Here is a 16999-nt window from a genome sequence, read left to right as displayed (position 1 = left end):
CCCCGCCTCGCTTTGGAGTGGCAGCTCAGTAGCTAATAGCGCAGCTTTAGCCTGCGAGGTAAGCTACTTGACCGCGCCCGCCCAAAAGCCCGCGCCATTGGCTTCTGGCCGCGCCCTAGGCCCTAGGGCACCAGAAACTCGTTGATGTAGCGATTAATTTCCTGCTGCTGGGCCTTGGTAGCGCGGTCGCACATGTCGCCGTGGCGGGTGGCGAGCAGCGGCACCACGCGCATCCCTAGGGCCGCCTGCTCGGCCGGACTGGGCAGCACGGCGCGGCAGCGGCATCCGGCAGTTATCCAGTGAGATAACCTGCTCGGCTTCCGCAGGATATTCTTGCGCGAAGAGCATCACCACATCACCCCCGAAGGAGTGCCCCACCAGCAGCGTGTGCCCTAGGTCGAGGCCGGGATACGCGCGGGGCAGCGCGCGCAGCACGGCCCGCAGGCTTTGCACCCCGCGCTCCCAGGCTGGGCGCCGGGTTTCGGCGGGGTTGCCGGTGGTGGGCAGCGGGGCGTCGGTGGGCAGCACCTGCTGCACGCTCACCACCAAGTAGCCGTGCGCCACTAGGTTGCGAGCCAGGAAGGAGTAAGCGCTGTTTTTGACGCCGTAGCCGTGGTTGAGCAGCGCCACTTTCAGCCCCGCCGTCGGGCCGCGGGCGGGTGCATACGTGCGCACCGGAATGCGCCGCTGGTGCACCGAATCTATAAACTCCCGCTGTGCCGTCGCTACGCGGTGCGCCCCGGCCGCGCGGGCTGCCGGCGCGGGCACCGCGGGCGAGCTAGCTCGGCAGCCCGCCCCTAGGCCCAGCAGCAGCCAACTGCCTCTCGCCCACTGCCGCTTCCTGCTTTGCACGCGCTGACTGAAATTAAGCACCGGCCCAAAAGTACAGGCCCTGGACCCGCCGGTAATTTTCCCGCGGGCCCAGGGCCTGTACTACCGGCAACGTACGCTGCCGCTTACTTCAGTACCTCGGCTAGCTTGGCCTCCAGGGCCGGGCCGCGCAGGTTTTTGGCGATAATCTTACCCTGCGGGTCGAGCAGGAACGACTGCGGAATGGCCTGTACGCCGTAGGCGGCCGCGCCGGCACTCTGCCAAAACTTGAGGTCCGACACGTGGTTGGGCCAGCTCAGGTGGTCGGCGGCGATGGCCTGCTCCCAGTTTTCCTTCTTCTGGTCGAGCGACACGCTGTAGATGGTGAATCCTTTGCCTTTGTCCTTGAACTCGTTGTAGGCCTTCACCACGTTGGGGTTTTCCTGGCGGCAGGGGCCGCACCAGCTGGCCCAGAAGTCCACCAGCACGTACTTACCGCGCAGGCTCTTGAGCGACAGGTTTTTGCCGGCGGGCGTGGGCAGGTCGATGTTGGGGCCTTCGGTGCCGATGGCCGTGGCCCGCAGCGGGGCCAGGCGCTCGGCCAGGGCCTGGGTGAAGGGCGAGGCCGGCTGGGCTTTTTGCTGCACGGCGGCAATGGAGTCGGCAAAGGCAAAGTCCTCGTCGGGGCTCAAGAAGGTGAGCGTGGCAAAGCCCGCCGCCACCGACGTGGCATTGCGCCGAATAATAGCCTTGGCTTGGCGGGCAGCCCCTAGCTGCACCGCGTTGGCCCGGGCCTCAATGGCGGGCAGCGAATCGGTGCGGCCGGCTTGCTTGAGGGTGTTGTAGCGCTGCACCAACTGCTGCATCTGGCTGCGGCTGGCGCTCAGCGTCTGGGTCAGCTCCTGCATCACCTGCGAGTCCTTCGAGCCCTTTACCGAGTAGCTGGCGGGCAGGTTTTTGGCGTCGCCGGCCAGCGTGAGGTGGGTTTTATTATCCAGCACCAGCAGCACCTGGTTGGGCTCGTCCACTTTCAGTTGGTACACGGCCTCCTTCACCGGCAGCACGCCCTTGAAGGTGAAGCGGCCCTGGGCATCAACCTTGGCCGTGCCGCGCTCCACAAACTGGCTGCTGGTCAGCTCGGCCAGGTGCAGGGTAGTGCCGGCCGCCGCGTTGCGCAGCTGCCCGCTGATTTCGTAGCCCTCGGCGGCGCTGGCGTTCTGGCAGGCATTAGTGAGGCCCAGCAGGGCGAGGGCGACGACGGCAGGTTTCATGGGAATAGTCATTTACAGCAAAGGAAGCCCTAGGGCAGGTACGGTGGCGCTTGGGTAAACACCAAGTGGGGCCTAGGGTTCCGGTCGGAATAAAAGTTGGTTTTTAACGTTCACAAAAGCACGTCATGCTGAGCTTGCCGAAGCATCTCTCCCGAACGACAGCCTAGGGGCGCGGGAGAGATGCTTCGGCAAGCTCAGCATGACGTGCTTTTCATTTCTTTTATTACTGTCATCCCTAGGCCTCCAGGCCCTGGCGCAGCAGCTGGTTGGCTTGCTTGGGGTCGGCTTTACCGCCGGTCAGCTTCATCAGCTCGCCCATAAACATGCCCACCAGCGACTTCTTGCCGGCGCGGTACTCGGCTACTTTGGCGGGGTTGGCGGCCAGCACCTGCTGCACCAGGCCTTCCAGCTCGTTGCCTTCGGTTTTAGTGAGTAGGCCCAGCTGCTCGGCCGCGCCGGTGGCATTGGCCGTGGGGTGCTCCAGCAAATAGGGGAAGAGCTGCTTGCTGGCCACCGAGTAGTTGAGCTTGCCCGCGTCAATCAGCTCGATGATGCCGGCCAGCTGGCCGGGGTCGAGCGGAAAGTCGGTCATGTCGAGGGCGCGCTCGTTGAGGTAGGACTTCACCGGGCCCATCACCCAGTTGGCGGCGGCTTTGGCGCTCCCGGGCGTCAGGCGGGCCAGCTCGTCGAAATACAGGGCCACTGCCTTCTGGTCAATCAGCACCGAGGCGTCGTAGTCGCCGAGGCCCAGCTCGCCGGTGAAGCGGGCGTAGAGCTGCTGGGGCAGGGCCGGCAGCTCGGCCTGCACGCGGTGCAGCCAGGCGTCGTCAATCACCAGCGGGGGCAGGTCGGGCTCGGGGAAGTAGCGGTAGTCGTTAAGGGTTTCCTTCGAGCGCTGACCGCTGGTGGTGCCGCTGGCCGCGTCGAAGCCGCGGGTTTCGCTGTCCACTTCGCCGCCTTTTTCCAAAATGGCTACCTGCCGCCGCACCTCGTGCTCAATGGCGCGCTGCACGTTGCGGAAGGAGTTCATGTTCTTGACTTCCACCTTGGTACCGAACTTATCGGCGCCTTTCTTCATCACGCTCACGTTGGCGTCGCAGCGCAGCGAGCCTTCCTCCATATTGCCGTCGCAGATGCTCAGATACTCCACCAGCTTCCGAATTTCGGCCAGGTAGGCGTAGGCTTCCTCCTCGGTGCGGATGTCGGGCTCGCTCACAATCTCGATGAGCGGCACGCCGGCCCGGTTCAGGTCCACCAGGGTTTCGGTTTCGCCGGCCAGGTGCATGCTCTTGCCCGCGTCCTCCTCCATGTGGATGCGCGTGATGCCGATGCGGCGCGTGCTGCCATCGGCCAGCCGGATATCCAAGTGGCCGCCGTAGCAAATCGGGGTCTTGTCCTGGGTTATCTGGTAGCCCTTGGGCAGGTCGGGGTAGAAGTAGTTCTTGCGGGCAAACACGTTTTCCCGCTGAATCTGGCAGTTGGTGGCCAGGCCCATTTTCATGGCAAAGTCCACGGCCGTGCGGTTTACGCGGGGCAGGGTGCCGGGGTGGGCCAGGGTAATCACCGAAAGGTTGGTATTGGGCAGCGAGCCGTACTCGTTCTCATCGGCCGAGTACATTTTGCTGTGCGTAAGCAGCTGGGCGTGAACTTCCAGGCCAATCACGGGCTGGTAGCTGGCAAGCGTGGCGTCGTCCATTTCTTGTTCTGAGCTTTTAGCTAGTAGCGGCTGGCTGTTAGCTTCCTAAAGTAAATCGGCCGCAAGTTACCCCGATTTTTTGGCCCCTAGGCCCCCTCCGCTCCTAAAGGCTTCGCCTGGCTGGTGGCCCACCCACCAAAAAAGCGGCCCGCTCGAAGTGAGCGGGCCGCTTTCTTACTTGCCTAGGGGCGCCGAATTACTTCTTGCGCATCGGGGCTTTGGCGGGGGCCTTCACCGGGGCCTTGCGCGAGCGCGGGGCGCCGGTGCCGGTGGTTTTCTTGCCGGGCAGCTTCTGGCCAGCGGCGCGGATTTCCGCGATGCTCGGGGCCGGGCCGTACTTCACCTCGGCGGCGTTGGCTTCGCCGGTCAGGTAGGGGTCGAAGTCCACGCGGCGGTTCAGGGCCTGACCGGCGGCGGTGGCGTTGCTGGCAATGGGCTTGGTTTCGCCGTAGCCGCGGGCCTCGATGCGCTCGGCCGGGATGCCGTGGTCGAGCATGTACTTGCGGGCCGAGGCGGCGCGCTCGTAGCTCAGGCGCAGGTTGTAGTCGTCGGCGCCTTTGCTGTCGGTATGGCCGGCAATGCTGAGCGAGTAGTCGGGGTACTCGTTCAGGATGGCTACCATCTGGTCGAGGCGGGTGTAGGACGAGGGCTTGAGCGTTGCCTTGTTGAAGTCGAAGTTGATATACTTCGTGGCTTCGTTCAGGATTTTCTTCTGCTCGGCCTTAATCTCGGGGCAGCCTTTGTTGCTGGCCGGGCCCGGGCGGTCGGGGCAGCGGTCCTCGTTGTCGGGCACGCCGTCGCCGTCGCGGTCGAGCGGGCAGCCGTTGGCGTCTACTTTCACGCCAGCAGGCGTATTGGGGCACTTATCGAGGTAGTCGGGCACGCCGTCGCCGTCGGCGTCGAGCGGGCAGCCGGTGGCATCGACGCGCACGCCGGCCGGGGTGTTGGGGCACTTGTCGTCGGCATCGGTCACGCCGTCGCCGTCGGCGTCGGGGCAGCCCTGCAGGGCGGCGATGCCCTTCACGTCGGGGCACTTGTCCTGGTAGTCGGGGATGCCGTCGCCGTCGGTGTCCAGCGGGCAGCCGTTCTCGTCTACCTTCACGCCCTGGGGCGTGTCGGGGCACTTATCCTTGCGGTCGGGCACCCCGTCCATGTCCGTATCCTTGGGCTTGCCAAAGTTGGCGGTGAGACCGGCCGAAAACTGCATGTAGCGGTCGTAGCGGTCCCAGAAGCTGTCGTCGCTGCCCGCCACGCCGTCGAGGCGGTCGTCAGGCGCAGCCAGGTAGTGCTGACCAGCCTGCACGAAAATACCGAAGCCCGGCGTGAGGTGAAAATCCAGCCCTAGGCCCGCCTGCCCGTCAAACGAGCCGTAGTTGGTGCGGCTGTTAACGGTCGAGCCGTTGGCGTAGCGGTTGGTGTAGATGTAGGCAAAGCCCGGCTGCAGCAGGATGTAGGGCACCACCGGCGACTTGGGGAAGAGCTTGAACTTGAAGCCCAGCCCGAAGGTGCTCATGTTGGCGTAGAAGCGGCGGTTGTTGGTGGCCGCGTTGCCGGTGCCCGTGAAGGACGAGCCATCGGCCGGGAAGTACATAGCGCCCTGGTTGGCCGACAGATTCAGGTCGAGGCCGCCGTAGATGTAGCGGCTCAGGGTAATGCCGCCGCCGTAGTTCAGGTTGCGCGCATCCCAAAAGTTGCTGCCCAGGTCGCCGCGGTATTGCAGCGTGGACACGTAGCCGCTCAAGCCCCATTTTTTATCGGGGGTTTGGGCGTCAGCACGCGGCGTAACCGCGCAAATCCCCAGCCCCAGCAGCGAGGTGGCGAATAGTAGGTGCTTCATGAAGAAGTAGGATAAGTGAAAAATACCAGCCGAAAGCCTGGCATTACCTTAGCAATCAAGTAATTGCTAAGGCAGGTTGCGTAGCTTGCGCGGCTACGTCCCTCTTGGCCGGCCCTCGGTAGTCGGCCACAAAAGTACGCCGCGAGCCTTACGGCTACGGTTCAGTAGAGGTTGCGCGGGGCCCGCCAGCCCCTAGAGGCGCGGCACGGAGCCGCCCATAACCAGCGACTTAAACTCGATGGGCAGGCGGTAGCGGAAGGTAGTTAGCTGCCCATCGCGCCGGCCGGGCTGCCACGCGCGGCTCAGCTGCTGCACCGCCCGCAGCACGGCCTGGTCGAGCACCGGCCAGCGGCTGGGTACTTCTACGCGGGGCTCGCTCAGGCGCCCATCCGTGTTTACTAGAAAGGTGACGCTAAGGACAATAGGCTCGGGCATGAACAGGCGGCTTAGCGCGGGCGTGCGGCGCAGGCGCTGGTTTATCTCCTGGTTGAGGCGGGCCAGGCCGCCGGGGTACAAGGGGGCTTGCTCGTAGGGGAAGTAGGGCACGGGCTGGCCCTGGCCATCGTAGCAGCGGCTGCTCTGCTCGAGGCCGGCCTGGTAGCGGGCCTGGCGCTTAAGCTGGCCGTTTTCATAAAATAATAACAGCTCGCCCTCGCGCCGGCCGCGCTCGTAGGGCTCCAGGCGTTCGGCCTGGCCGGTGGCATACCAGGTGCTGCTGATGCCGTGGCGCACCCCTAGGGCCAGCTGGGCAAAGGGCAGGTACTCGTGCAGCTGGCCGGTGGGGTAGAAAGTGCGCACCAGCGCCGCCGCCGTGCCCCAGCTCAGCACCTCGGTGCACTCGCCGGTTGAATCGACGGCCGAGGTGACCCGCAGCGCGCTGGGCAGCGCGGCGGCCCCTAGGGTGTCGGCGGGCGCCTGGGCGCGGGCGCCACCGGCCAGCAAGTAGCTCGCACCCAGCAGCAGAAAGTAGCAGTTTCGCATGGCGTGGAAAAGGGAGTACGCGGTTTATGCTTGCGGTAGGCGCCCTAGGGCCTACGGCCGAGGGAATAGTTAAAGGTTAGGAGTTAAAAGTTAAAAAGCAATTTGACAGGCTTTTAACTTTTAACTCCTAATTCGTCACGCGGCCAGCCCCGCTCCTACCGCGGGCCGCCGGGGCGGTCGAGGTGCTGCATGGCCAGCATCTGCTGCATGTTTTTTTCGAGGCCCTCGTTCGAGCCGTCGAGGAAGATGACGTTGCCCTTGCCCTGCTCGGCAAAGTGCTTGATGGCTTCAGTCCACATCGAGAAGTACACCAGCGAAGGGTCGAGGTTGTTCTCGGCCAGCTCCTGCACGGCGTGGGCCATGCCCTTGGTCACCTCCTCGCGGAACAGCGCCACGCCCTGGCCGCGCAGCTGGGCCGCAATCTTTTCGGCCTCGGCCGAGATTTTGATGGCGTTGCCCTCAGCCTCGGCCGACTTGGTTTTGGTGATGAGCAGGGCCTGGCCCTCATTTTCGGCGGCCGCCTTTAAGTTATTGCTGGCCACCACTTTGGCCATCGAGCGCATAATCTCCTCATCAAAGGCAATGTCGTTGAGCTGCAAGTCAATGAGGTGGTAGCCCCAGCTTTCGAGGGTTTCGTCGAGCTGGTCTTTCACGTGCAGCACGATTTCGCCCCGCAAACTCAGCACGGCCGCCTGGCGCTGGGTAGCCACGAAGGCCCGGATGCTGCCCTCCACGGTGCGCACCAGCGCCTGCATCAGGCTGCGCTCGTCCACAAACTTGAAGGCCACGTTCTGGATGGTGCGGTCGTCCTGGTTGAGCACCGCGTACACCAGCATGGCCTTGAAGTTGACGTTAGCCTGGTCGCTGGTAATGGCCTGAAACTCCAGCTCCAGCGAGCGGTTTTGGATGGAGATGCGCTTATAGACCGCCTCCACGAAGGGGATTTTGAAGTTGAGGCCCGGCAGCATCACCCGCCGGTACTTGCCAAAAACCGTGACGACGGCCACCGAGCCCGTGGGCACGATGACGTAGCTCAGGAAAAGGGTGAGGAGCACGAGGCCTAGAAAAATAAGGGAGCCCATAAGGTGGTGGCCGCGGCCGGCCGGCAAGGTGGAGTAAAGTGCTTGATGCCCCGGCAAGTTAAGTGGCCGAAGCACGTTACGTACTACATCGCCGGCCCCAGCGCGGCATTACACCCTAGGGCAGCCCCGCAGCCGTTTTGCGCGTACACCTCCCTGACCGTGACTTCTCCTTCTCGCCCGCCTCAATCTGGTTACGACCAGCAATTGCTAGCCGCCGCCCGCACCCGCTTCGCCAACGAACGCACCCTGCTCACGTACGTGCGCACCAGCCTGGCCCTCACGGGCTTTGGGCTGGCGCTGCTGCAGCTGGCACCGCGCCGCACCCACGTGCTGGGGCTGGGGGCGCTGGGCATGGCCGCGCTGCTGCTACTCGTTGGCTACCTGCGCTTTCGCTACCACGCCCGCCAAATTGAGGAATGCCGCCGGTAGCCGCCGCCCAGGGCCCTAGGGCCGGCACTACGGCCTAGGCTTGGCCGCTTGGTGGTGGTCGAGCTTCTCTTCTTTGCGCACCAGCTTGGGCTCGCGGCTCAGGCTTTCGTCGTGCCGGATGGTGTGGGCGCGCTCCATTTTGCGGTCGGCGCGGGCTTGCCTGGCTACGCCGCGGGGCGTGGTTTGGGCGGCGGCCAGCGCGGCGGTAAGCGCCAGGGCGGCGGTGAGTACGGCTAGGGCACGCATAAAGTAGAAAGGCTAAAAGCAACAGAGAAAGCGCCCTATGCCTTCCGGCAATGGCTTGCCCGGGGGGCGCGCCTGGTGGCTGAGCTAAATCTTAGGGGCTTGGCAGCGCAATTATATACCGGCTAGCGGCAACGCGGCAAGCGTTTCGTTGTTATAAAGGGTAGCCTGCTTTTAACTACCTAGTTAAAGGGCCATTCGTCTATCCCTTGCTGCCAGCCGTGGCCGAGCAGCCCCCAGGCCAGCCCGGCAGCTTTACGCCGCTGCTTGGCCGGCCTTTTCGAGCTACGCGGGCCTAGGGCGCTTTTCCTGTTGCTTTTATTTTTATGAATTCTGCCCCTATTCCTACCTCTGCGCCCGTTGCCCCACCGGCTGGCCCTGCCCCGGCTACCGGCCCGGTGCACACGGCCACCCTGGCTATCGAGGGCATGAGCTGCGCCTCGTGCGCCAACTTCGTGGAGCGCGCCCTCAGCCGCACGCCCGGCGTGCAAAGCGCCCAGGTGAACCTGGCCACCGAAAAGGCCACCGTCAGCTTTTCCCCCGCCCTCACCAGCCGGCCCCAGCTGAAAGCAGCCGTGGAAGCCGCTGGCTACCACGTAGCCGAGCCCGCCGCTACCAGTGCTGCCGGCCACGGCGCCGCGGCCACTTTGGCCACCGACGAGGACGAGCTAGCGGCCCGCAAGGCGCGGGGCTACCAGCAGCTGCGGCAGCGCTTCTGGCTTACGGCCAGCCTGGCGGCTGTCATCATGGCCCTGAGCATGCTCATGCTGTGGCCCGCCTTCAGGACCCGCGTGCCCGAAGCCCTGCTCAACTACGTGCTGCTGGCCCTCACGGTGCCGGTGCTGCTGGTGGGCGGGCGCGAATTCTATGTATCGGCCTGGAACGGGCTGCGCCACCGCACCGCCAGCATGGATACCTTGATTGCCGTGGGCACGGGCGCGGCGTTTGCTTTCAGCCTGGTGGCCACCCTAGGGCCGGGGCTGCTGCGGCAGCACGGCATTGCGCCGGTGGTGTACTACGACACCACGGCCACCATCATCGCTCTCATTTTGCTGGGCAAGGTGCTGGAGGCCCGCGCCAAGCAGCAAACCTCGGCGGCGCTGCGGGCCCTGCTGGGCCTGCAAGTGAAAACCGCCCGCGTGGTGCGCCCCGACGGCCGCGAGCAGGATGTGCCCGTGGCGGAGCTGCAAGTGGGCGACCTGGTGGCCGTGCGTCCCGGCGAGAAAGTACCCACCGACGGCGAGCTGCTCGAAGGCCACTCGACCCTCGACGAGAGCATGCTGACCGGCGAGAGCCTGCCGGTAGCCAAGCAGCCCGGCGACCCCGTTTTTGGCGCCACGCTCAACAAGACCGGCGCCTTCCGCTTCCGCGTGACGCAGGTGGGCGCCGGCACCGTGCTGGCCCAAATAGTGCAGCTAGTGCAGGATGCGCAGGGCAGCCGCGCCCCCATTCAGCGGCTGGCCGATAAAATCAGCGGCGTGTTTGTGCCGGTGGTTATCCTGCTGGCAATTGCCACTTTCGTGCTGTGGTTTGATTTGGCGCCGGCGGCCACGCGGCTGCCGCTGGCGCTCACGGGCTTCGTGGCGGTGCTCATTATTGCCTGCCCCTGCGCGCTGGGGCTGGCCACGCCCACGGCCATCATGGTGGGTACCGGCAAGGGCGCCGAGCACGGCATCCTGATTCGCAACGCCGAGGCCCTCGAAAAAGCCTACCAAGTGGATACCGTGGTGCTCGACAAAACCGGCACGCTCACCCTGGGGCAGTTCGCCCTCACCGACCTGCAGCCCCTGCCTGGCTACTCGGAAGCCACGGTGCTGCCCCTGCTGGCCGCCCTCGAGCGCCACAGCGAGCATCCGCTGGCCGCCGCCGTGGTGCGCTACGCCGACGGCCAGCCCGCGCCGCTGCCATCGCTCGCGGCCACCGACTTTGCGGCCGTGGAAGGCCTAGGGGCCCGCGCCACCGTACAGGGCCAAGCGGTGCTGCTCGGCAATGAGCGCCTGCTGCGCGAAGCCGGCATCGAGTTGCCACCCGCCGCCCGGCAGGCGGCCGCCGACTTGCTCGCCCAGGCCAAAACTGTGCTCTACGCCGCCGTGGCGGGCCAGCCGGCCGCCGTGCTAGGCCTCGCCGACGAGCTGCGTCCCACCTCGGCCCAGGCCGTGCGCGAGCTGCAGGCCCTGGGGCTCGACGTGGTGATGCTGACCGGGGACAACCCCCAAACGGCCGCCGCCGTGGCCCAGGCGCTGGGTATCAAGCGCTTCGTGGCCGAGGTGCTACCCCAGGACAAGGCTACCCAGGTGCAGCAGCTGCAAGCCCAGGGCCGCGTGGTAGCTATGGTGGGCGACGGCATCAACGACGCGCCGGCCCTGGCCCTGGCCGATGTGGGCCTGGCCCTGGGCAGCGGCACCGACGTGGCCGTGGCTGCCGCCCCCATCACCCTACTGCGGGCCGACGTGCGGGGCGTGGCTAGCGCCCTGGCCCTCTCGCGCCAAACGATGCGCACCATCCGGCAGAACTTGTTTTTCGCCTTTGTCTACAACGTGGTGGGCATTCCGGTGGCGGCGGGCCTGCTGTACCCCTTCACTGGCTGGCAGCTCTCGCCCATGCTGGCGGCGGGCGCCATGGCCCTCAGTTCGGTTTCGGTGCTCACCAACTCGCTACGGCTGCGCGGCTTTGCACTTAAGCAGTAAGTGATTGGCCAACTTGCGTTAAGTCAATTTTTCTAGTCATAGTGCAACTGCGTTCGCATAGCAAAGCCCGTATTTCATCGAAAAATATTTTTTCTTAGCAAATGGATATTTCGCAGCTTCTCGTTACGCTCGGGGGCCTAGGGCTGCTGGCCTTCGTAGCCTGGTTTTTCTTTTGGGCGCCGCATCGGGTGGGCGCCGCCACCCTCACCACCGATGGCGTGCAGCAGGTTGACATTCAAGTAAAAGGCGGCTACTCGCCCGATGTGATTGAGCTGCGCAGGGGCCAGCCCGTGCAGCTCCGCTTTCACCGCGCCGAGGACAGCAGCTGCTCGGAAGAATTATTGATACCCGACTTCCAGGTGCGGCGCACGTTACCTGCCTACCAGACCACCACCGTGGAATTGCGGCCGCAGCACGCCGGGCAGTTCGAGTTTACTTGCGGGATGCATATGCTACGGGGTAGCCTGCTTGTAAAATAGTGGGATTTCTTTGTTAGCAAAATTCACTTTCTGCCGTGAAGCTGGCTTTTCTCCCAGCTTAGGATGAAGTTCTAAAAATGAATTAACTACATTGGCAATAAGTATTTAACTATATTTTTGATTTATAGATGATTAAGTAATTTGTTTCTTACTGGCAAACTAATTGATGAGGTGTTAGCATTCCATCTAGTCAGCTAGTATATGTCACTTTCTACGCTACTCACTCGTACTTTCACCTTTGTTTTATTCTATTCTTTAGTAGCCATCAGTCCTGTTGCGGCTCAAACGCAATACGGGAGAAGCGTTGCGGCTACGCCAGTGAATACGGCCGACGCAGCCAATGCCGCCGACCAAGACCCGACTACGGCGGCCACGCTGCAGCCCGGCTTAACGCAGACCGGCACCGCAGTCGAGCGGGTTCAGTTTGCTTCTGTCATTCCAGCGAACAGCACCAATACTGGTTTGTCCATGCGCATAAATAACGTGGCTAACAACTTGGTGATGTTGTCGGTACTAGGCAATATTACTATCAAGGCCTATCTCAATGGTGTGCTTAAGGGCACCTGGCAGGCTAGTAATCTGATTAATTTGAATGTGCTGAATCCCAGCCAGCAAACCGACGTTATGCTAGCGCCCGCCCCCAGCGCAGACTTTAACCAGCTGGAGTTGAGCGCAGCCAGCGCGGCTAGCGCGTATTCGGTGAGCTTTTTTGAGGCCTTTGGCCCTAGCCCCGCCCCGCTGCCGGTGCAGCTGGTGAGCTTCGCGGGCAAGGCCACCGCAACCGGCGTGCAGCTAAACTGGCAAACGGCTTCGGAACTCAACAACAGCCACTTCGTGGTAGAGCGCGCGGCCAGTGGCGAAGCTAGCTTTGCGGCGCTGGGCCAGGTAGCCGGCGCGGGCAGCAGCCCCCAGACCCACAGCTACCAGTATGTCGATGCCGCGCCGCTCGCCCTGGGCTACTACCGCCTGCGGCAGGTTGACGCGACCACCGGCCGGGTGAGCTACAGCCCCGTGGTAGCCGTGCAAAGCGGGCGGGTCGAAACGCTGGCGGCTTACCCTAGCCCGGCGGCCGCTACGCTCACCGTGGCCAGCGCCGCGGCTACGCAAGTCACTATTTTCGACCAGCTAGGCCGCTTGCAGCAAAGCGCTACCCTGGCCGGCGGCCCCCAGCAGGTAGATGTCAGCAGCCTGCCCGCCGGCGTGTACTACCTGCGCGAAGCCAGCACCGGCCAAAGCGTACGGTTTGTGAAAGGAAACTAGCGCGACGAGCGCCCGCTAAGGTGGCCTAGGCCCCGGCGGGCGCTAACTGGGGCTACCGGCTGCAAAACGGCTAGACTGATATGGTAGGCACTATTGCAAGCCCACCTCGGTTTTGCGAACCAGCCGGTCGTTTTGAAAAACGGCTTGCATAAAAGCCCCGTTGGGCCCGCCCCACTTATACACCACCGCATGCACGCCGCCGCTGTCGCGCGCACTTACCAGCACCCCTGGGCCACCCAGCAGCTCGCTGGCTTGGGTATAGAGCAGGCCGGGCGTGAGATAGGCGTAGGTGGTGAGCGTCACCTGACCCGTGGCAACGGACGCCGCGACCGGAACCGCGGGGCGGCGCAGCTTCTTGACGTCCAACGCCACCTCTACCACCCCCAGCAAGCCAAAAAACGCCGCCGCCAGCACAACCGCTTTGCCTAGGCCGGAGAGCTTCTGCCAGCGGGATAACTGGGGACGCGGTGGTTTCATGTCCCCAAGCTACGCCAGCGGGCTGGTTTGGGCGGGGCACCCGGCCAAGCCAACCTGCCAGAAAGCTTCCCCATCCCCTGGCTCAGCGGCAAAAAACGCGCTTTCTTTGCAGGCACAGCCGGCTCGCGGCTGGTCGCGGGTCGTTTGCTAAGCCCACCAGCGGGCTAAATCGCCGGGCCTACCGCCAGCACCGCGTTTCATTACCTAACTATCAGTGCCCCAGCCAGCTTGGCGGCGTTGCTTCGTGTGCTAGCAGCCTATTCAGCAGCTAAATAACCAACTACCACATCTATTTCCGGCACCAGCTGGCCGGGCGGGGCCGCCGCGCCGGGCGGCCGCGGGCGCCACCCGGCCACATCATCGGTTAGCTTCGCGCCGTGGCTAGTCGTACTCCCTCGCATGCCCCGCGCCCTTGGGTGGCCGGGCTACTCGCTTTTTTTAGTGGGCCCACGTGGCTCTTCACCCTGCGCTGGCTACTGCTGGCGAGCCTGGTGGGCGCGCTGGCCGGCACGGCCTCGGCTGGCTTCCTGCGCAGCCTGGAGTGGGTGACGCGCTGGCGCGACCAGCACCCCTGGGCGCTCGCTTTGCTGCCCGTGGGGGGCCTAGGGGTGGGCCTGGCCTACCACTACTTCGGCAACCGGGTGGTGAAGGGCAACAACCTGATACTCGATGAATTGCACGCCCCGAGCGAGGTGATTCCATTGCGGCTGGTGCCGCTGGTGCTGGGCGGCACGCTGGCCACGCACCTCTTCGGCGGCTCGGCCGGGCGCGAGGGCACCGCCGTGCAAATGGGCGCGGCCCTAGCCGACCAGTTCTCGCGCTGGCTGCCCCGGCGCGAGCGCCGGCTGCTGCTCATTGCGGGCATGAGCGCGGGCTTTGCCTCGGTGTTTGGCACGCCGCTGGCGGGGGCCGTGTTTGGGCTCGAAGTATTTGTGTTTGGGGCCGTTAGCTACCAGGCCATCCTGCCCAGCCTGCTGGCCGCCGTACTGGCCGATGCCGTGACGCGGGCCTGGGGAGTGGGCCACACCGCCTACCCAGCGCTGCCGGCGGTGGCTTTCACGGCGGGCGGCCTGGGGGCGGCGCTGCTGGCCGGGGCGCTGTTTGGGCTGGCGGCGCGGGCGTTTGCCCAGCTCACGCACGCTATTACGGGCATTTTTCGGCGCATTGGCTACCCGCCGCTGCGCCCGGTGGTGGGCGGGGCGCTGGTGGCGCTGGCCATGGCGGGCCTGGGCACCATGCGCTACACCGGCTTGGGCGTGCCAGTTATCGTCGAGGCCTTTCAGCACCAGTTAGGCGCTAAGGACTTCGCCCTCAAGCTGCTACTCACGGCCCTCACGCTGGGCGCGGGCTTCAAGGGCGGCGAGGTGACACCCCTGTTTTTCATCGGGGCCACCCTAGGGAGCGCCCTGGCGGGCCTGCTACCGCTGCCGGTGGCGGTGCTGGCGGGCATGGGCTTCGTGGGCGTGTTTGCGGGGGCCGCTAACACGCCCCTAGCTTGCGTGCTCATGGGCCTGGAGCTGTTTGGCACGCGGGCGGGCGTGTACCTGGGGCTGGCGTGCGTGGTGGCTTACCTTTTCTCGGGCCACCAGGGCATCTACAGCTCGCAGCGCGTGGGCGGTGCCAAGCACCCGCTGCTGGGCCGCCACACCGGCCGCACCCTGGGGGAATTATAAAATAGGCTTATTCTTAACTTAAACTTCTCGAAAAAGAACGTCATGCTCATCTGGCGTCCGCGCAGTCGAAGCATCTCTACCGCCTAAGTAATCCCAACGATTGGAGTCAGTTACACGGTAGAGATGCTTCGACTGCGCGGACGCCAGATGAGCATGACGTTCTTTCTACTTTTTCTTGTTTGAGAATAAGTCTAATGAGTTACCCATGCGCGCAGCGCCTACTTTTTAACTCCTAGCTTAATCCTATGTGGTGGTGGTACGCGTTGCTTTCGGCCGTTTTTGCGGCCCTCACGGCGGTGCTGGCCAAGGTCGGCATCCAGGGCGTGAACTCGGATTTGGCCACGGCCATTCGCACCGTGGTGGTGCTGGTGGTAGCCTGGGGCATTTTCCTGGCCCGCGGGCATCCCGCCGAGGTGTGGCACCTCAGCGCGCACACCTGGGTTTTTTTAGGGCTGTCGGGCGTGGCTACCGGGTTGTCGTGGCTGTGCTACTTCAAGGCCCTGCAGCTGGGCCGCGTGTCGCAGGTGGCGCCGGTCGATAAGCTGAGCGTGGCCCTCGCCATTGTGCTGTCGGTCGTTTTTCTGGGCGAAACGCTGACGCTGAAAACAGCCCTAGGGGCGGGCCTCATTGTGGGCGGCACGCTGGTACTCATCCTCTGAAGTGCTTAGCAGCGGAGTGCGCCGAGGCTCCGCTGGCAGCCCAACGCACCACTTTTTCCAGCCCCGCCCCCACCGCAATGCCCGCGGCGTAGCACGCCAAGTCGCTCCACAAAAAGCCCTGGCCTAGCACCAGCGCCCCCAGGGTGGTGTGGCGCAGTGCTTGCAGCCAAGGCGCCTGCCACAGCTGGCTGAGTTCGATGCCGGTGGCAAAGATGCCGGCGGCCAGCGCCCGGCGGCGCACCGCCCAGCCGGGCTGCAGCGCCCCCACCAGCCAGTATACCGGCAGCGCCCACAGCGCATCGCCCGCGTAGGCCCCCACCCAGGCGGGTAGCCCGGCGGCGTAGCGGCGCGAGGCTAGGCCCAGCCCCATTGTGCAACCCGCTAGGCCCAGAAACCACCCCCTAGGGCGAATGGACTGGGTGCGTACGGGCCCAAGGGGCGCAACTAAGTTTGGCGATGGGGGTGTTTTCAAGACGCAAGTGACATTAACTTTGCATTTCAAAGTTCTTTATAAAATTCCAACCATGCAAGTTGCCACCGCCCGTACCCCGCGTTCAACCTACTTTGTGCAACCTGGCTCGGTGGTGCGCCGCATCTGGGGCACGGCCGATACGGTGCTGTTCATCTTTGCCGGCGCGGCGGCCGAGTTTGCCCTCAACAAGGCCGTCGATTGGCTGTACTTCACCGGGCGGCTGCCGGCCGACCCGCTGGCCCGCCTGTTCTCGACGGTGGAGTACGCGCGGCGCATTGTATTTGCCGACCGCGCCGGGGCCGAGCGGGCCATCGACAGCATGGCCGCCATCCACGCGGCGGTGGAGGCCAGCCGCGGGCAAGCTATTCCGGCCGGCGCCTACCGCGACGTGCTCTACATGCTCATTGCCTACTCCATCGCGGCGTTTGAGGCGCTGGAGCGACCCCTCACGCTGCCCGAGAAAGCGGAGATAACCGACGTATTTCTGCGCGTGGGCCGACGCATGGGCATCCCGGATTTGCCGTCCGACTATCCCGCCTGGCTAGCCGACCGCGCCCGGCACCTCACCCAGCACGTGCAGGTAAGCCCTTACACCACCGACCTGTATCGCCAGTACCGGCGCCACCTGGGCGGGCTGCGCTACTGGCTGCTGCGCCAGGCCCAGTGGCTGGTGGCCCCGCCGCTGGTGCGCCAGCTGCTAGGTTTGCGGCGGGGCCTGGGCCTTGCGCTGGCGCTGGCCGTGTACCGGCGCACGCAGGGGCGGCGCGTTAGCCAGTGGCTGCGCACCAGCCTGCTGCCCCCCGCCTGGCGCGCGCAAATCCGGGCCCTCGATGCCCCGCCCGCGGCGTTGGGGGCGGGCTACCACCCCTAGGGCCGGCCCTAGGGGGTGCCCCAGTTGGCAGCCTAAAGTATTGCGGGCGCCGACGCGTCTGGCAGAAGGCGG

Annotated in this window: 16 protein-coding genes; 7 read left to right on the top strand and 9 right to left on the bottom strand. The window is 64.7% G+C overall.

Going from position 1 to position 16999, the window contains the following annotated elements:
- Positions 1 to 153: 153 nt before the first annotated feature.
- From HHL22_RS23870 to HHL22_RS03010, 6 genes are all read right to left on the bottom strand, one after another.
- Positions 154 to 873 carry a serine aminopeptidase domain-containing protein gene (locus HHL22_RS23870; RefSeq protein ID WP_169529491.1) on the bottom strand — a complete coding sequence of 240 codons (720 nt, stop codon included), beginning with the start codon at positions 871 to 873 and terminating at the stop codon, positions 154 to 156.
- A gap of 83 nt (positions 874 to 956) precedes the next feature.
- Entirely contained in the window at positions 957 to 2081 is a 1125-nt protein-coding gene (locus HHL22_RS03030; RefSeq protein ID WP_169529490.1) for a TlpA disulfide reductase family protein, read from the bottom strand.
- A gap of 235 nt (positions 2082 to 2316) precedes the next feature.
- Entirely contained in the window at positions 2317 to 3777 is a 1461-nt protein-coding gene (gene gatB / locus HHL22_RS03025; protein ID WP_169529489.1) for an Asp-tRNA(Asn)/Glu-tRNA(Gln) amidotransferase subunit GatB, read from the bottom strand.
- 196 nt (positions 3778 to 3973) lie between these two features.
- Positions 3974 to 5614 (bottom strand): OmpA family protein, encoded by a 1641-nt coding sequence (locus HHL22_RS24310; protein WP_169529488.1) that lies wholly within the window; start codon positions 5612 to 5614, stop codon positions 3974 to 3976.
- A gap of 192 nt (positions 5615 to 5806) precedes the next feature.
- The gene (locus HHL22_RS03015) at positions 5807 to 6595 is read right to left on the bottom strand and encodes a TonB family protein (protein ID WP_169529487.1); all 789 of its coding nucleotides are present in this window, start codon (positions 6593 to 6595) and stop codon (positions 5807 to 5809) included.
- 155 nt (positions 6596 to 6750) lie between these two features.
- Positions 6751 to 7677, bottom strand: a complete 927-nt coding sequence (locus HHL22_RS03010; RefSeq protein ID WP_169529486.1) for an SPFH domain-containing protein — start codon at positions 7675 to 7677, stop codon at positions 6751 to 6753.
- Between the two features lie 159 nt (positions 7678 to 7836).
- On the opposite strand from HHL22_RS03010, the gene HHL22_RS03005 reads away from it, so the two are divergent.
- On the top strand, positions 7837 to 8106 hold the full coding sequence (locus HHL22_RS03005; protein WP_169529485.1) for a DUF202 domain-containing protein: 270 nt from the start codon (positions 7837 to 7839) through the stop codon (positions 8104 to 8106).
- A 27-nt stretch (positions 8107 to 8133) separates the two neighbouring features.
- On the opposite strand, the gene HHL22_RS03000 is transcribed toward HHL22_RS03005, so the two are convergent.
- Complete coding sequence (locus tag HHL22_RS03000) at positions 8134 to 8352, bottom strand: hypothetical protein (protein ID WP_169529484.1); 219 nt, start codon at positions 8350 to 8352, stop codon at positions 8134 to 8136.
- 323 nt (positions 8353 to 8675) lie between these two features.
- On the opposite strand from HHL22_RS03000, the gene HHL22_RS02995 reads away from it, so the two are divergent.
- The 3 genes from HHL22_RS02995 (at position 8676) to HHL22_RS02985 (ending at position 12775) form a co-directional block, all read left to right on the top strand.
- Positions 8676 to 11036: a heavy metal translocating P-type ATPase gene (locus tag HHL22_RS02995; RefSeq protein ID WP_169529483.1), complete on the top strand. Its 2361-nt coding sequence runs from the start codon at positions 8676 to 8678 to the stop codon at positions 11034 to 11036.
- Positions 11037 to 11137: 101 nt separating this feature from the next.
- Positions 11138 to 11515: a cupredoxin domain-containing protein gene (locus tag HHL22_RS02990; protein WP_169529482.1), complete on the top strand. Its 378-nt coding sequence runs from the start codon at positions 11138 to 11140 to the stop codon at positions 11513 to 11515.
- Between the two features lie 318 nt (positions 11516 to 11833).
- On the top strand, positions 11834 to 12775 hold the full coding sequence (locus HHL22_RS02985) for a T9SS type A sorting domain-containing protein (RefSeq protein ID WP_169529481.1): 942 nt from the start codon (positions 11834 to 11836) through the stop codon (positions 12773 to 12775).
- Positions 12776 to 12865: 90 nt separating this feature from the next.
- Here HHL22_RS02985 and HHL22_RS02980 read toward each other — a convergent pair whose 3' ends face one another.
- The gene (locus tag HHL22_RS02980; RefSeq protein WP_169529480.1) at positions 12866 to 13252 is read right to left on the bottom strand and encodes a hypothetical protein; all 387 of its coding nucleotides are present in this window, start codon (positions 13250 to 13252) and stop codon (positions 12866 to 12868) included.
- 377 nt (positions 13253 to 13629) lie between these two features.
- On the opposite strand from HHL22_RS02980, the gene HHL22_RS02975 reads away from it, so the two are divergent.
- Both HHL22_RS02975 and HHL22_RS02970 read left to right on the top strand, forming a co-directional pair.
- Positions 13630 to 14925: a chloride channel protein gene (locus tag HHL22_RS02975; protein ID WP_317172618.1), complete on the top strand. Its 1296-nt coding sequence runs from the start codon at positions 13630 to 13632 to the stop codon at positions 14923 to 14925.
- Between the two features lie 245 nt (positions 14926 to 15170).
- On the top strand, positions 15171 to 15584 hold the full coding sequence (locus HHL22_RS02970) for an EamA family transporter (protein ID WP_169529479.1): 414 nt from the start codon (positions 15171 to 15173) through the stop codon (positions 15582 to 15584).
- Here the strand turns inward: HHL22_RS02970 and HHL22_RS02965 are convergent.
- Positions 15574 to 15954, bottom strand: a complete 381-nt coding sequence (locus HHL22_RS02965) for a ribosomal maturation YjgA family protein (protein WP_169529478.1) — start codon at positions 15952 to 15954, stop codon at positions 15574 to 15576. The two genes, HHL22_RS02970 and HHL22_RS02965, sit on opposite strands and share 11 nt — an antisense overlap.
- 154 nt (positions 15955 to 16108) lie before the next feature.
- Between HHL22_RS02965 and HHL22_RS02960 the strand changes: the two genes are divergently transcribed.
- Positions 16109 to 16927, top strand: a complete 819-nt coding sequence (locus HHL22_RS02960; RefSeq protein ID WP_169529477.1) for an oxygenase MpaB family protein — start codon at positions 16109 to 16111, stop codon at positions 16925 to 16927.
- The last annotated feature ends 72 nt before the right edge of the window (positions 16928 to 16999 follow it).

This window comes from Hymenobacter polaris, assembly GCF_012927305.1.
Lineage (GTDB): Bacteria > Bacteroidota > Bacteroidia > Cytophagales > Hymenobacteraceae > Hymenobacter > Hymenobacter polaris.
This window is presented reverse-complemented; position numbering and strand designations above follow the sequence as displayed.

Excerpts from the sequence above, each read along its gene's own strand:
- HHL22_RS03030 (WP_169529490.1), bottom strand. The coding sequence starts at position 2,081 with ATGAAACCTGCCGTCGTCGCCCTCGCCCTGCTGGGCCTCACTAATGCC.
- gatB (WP_169529489.1), bottom strand. The coding sequence starts at position 3,777 with ATGGACGACGCCACGCTTGCCAGCTACCAGCCCGTGATTGGCCTGGAA.
- HHL22_RS24310 (WP_169529488.1), bottom strand. The coding sequence starts at position 5,614 with ATGAAGCACCTACTATTCGCCACCTCGCTGCTGGGGCTGGGGATTTGC.
- HHL22_RS03015 (WP_169529487.1), bottom strand. The coding sequence starts at position 6,595 with ATGCGAAACTGCTACTTTCTGCTGCTGGGTGCGAGCTACTTGCTGGCC.
- HHL22_RS03010 (WP_169529486.1), bottom strand. The coding sequence starts at position 7,677 with ATGGGCTCCCTTATTTTTCTAGGCCTCGTGCTCCTCACCCTTTTCCTG.
- HHL22_RS03000 (WP_169529484.1), bottom strand. The coding sequence starts at position 8,352 with ATGCGTGCCCTAGCCGTACTCACCGCCGCCCTGGCGCTTACCGCCGCG.
- HHL22_RS02995 (WP_169529483.1), top strand. The coding sequence starts at position 8,676 with ATGAATTCTGCCCCTATTCCTACCTCTGCGCCCGTTGCCCCACCGGCT.
- HHL22_RS02990 (WP_169529482.1), top strand. The coding sequence starts at position 11,138 with ATGGATATTTCGCAGCTTCTCGTTACGCTCGGGGGCCTAGGGCTGCTG.
- HHL22_RS02980 (WP_169529480.1), bottom strand. The coding sequence starts at position 13,252 with ATGAAACCACCGCGTCCCCAGTTATCCCGCTGGCAGAAGCTCTCCGGC.
- HHL22_RS02970 (WP_169529479.1), top strand. The coding sequence starts at position 15,171 with ATGTGGTGGTGGTACGCGTTGCTTTCGGCCGTTTTTGCGGCCCTCACG.
- HHL22_RS02965 (WP_169529478.1), bottom strand. The coding sequence starts at position 15,954 with ATGGGGCTGGGCCTAGCCTCGCGCCGCTACGCCGCCGGGCTACCCGCC.
- HHL22_RS02960 (WP_169529477.1), top strand. The coding sequence starts at position 16,109 with ATGCAAGTTGCCACCGCCCGTACCCCGCGTTCAACCTACTTTGTGCAA.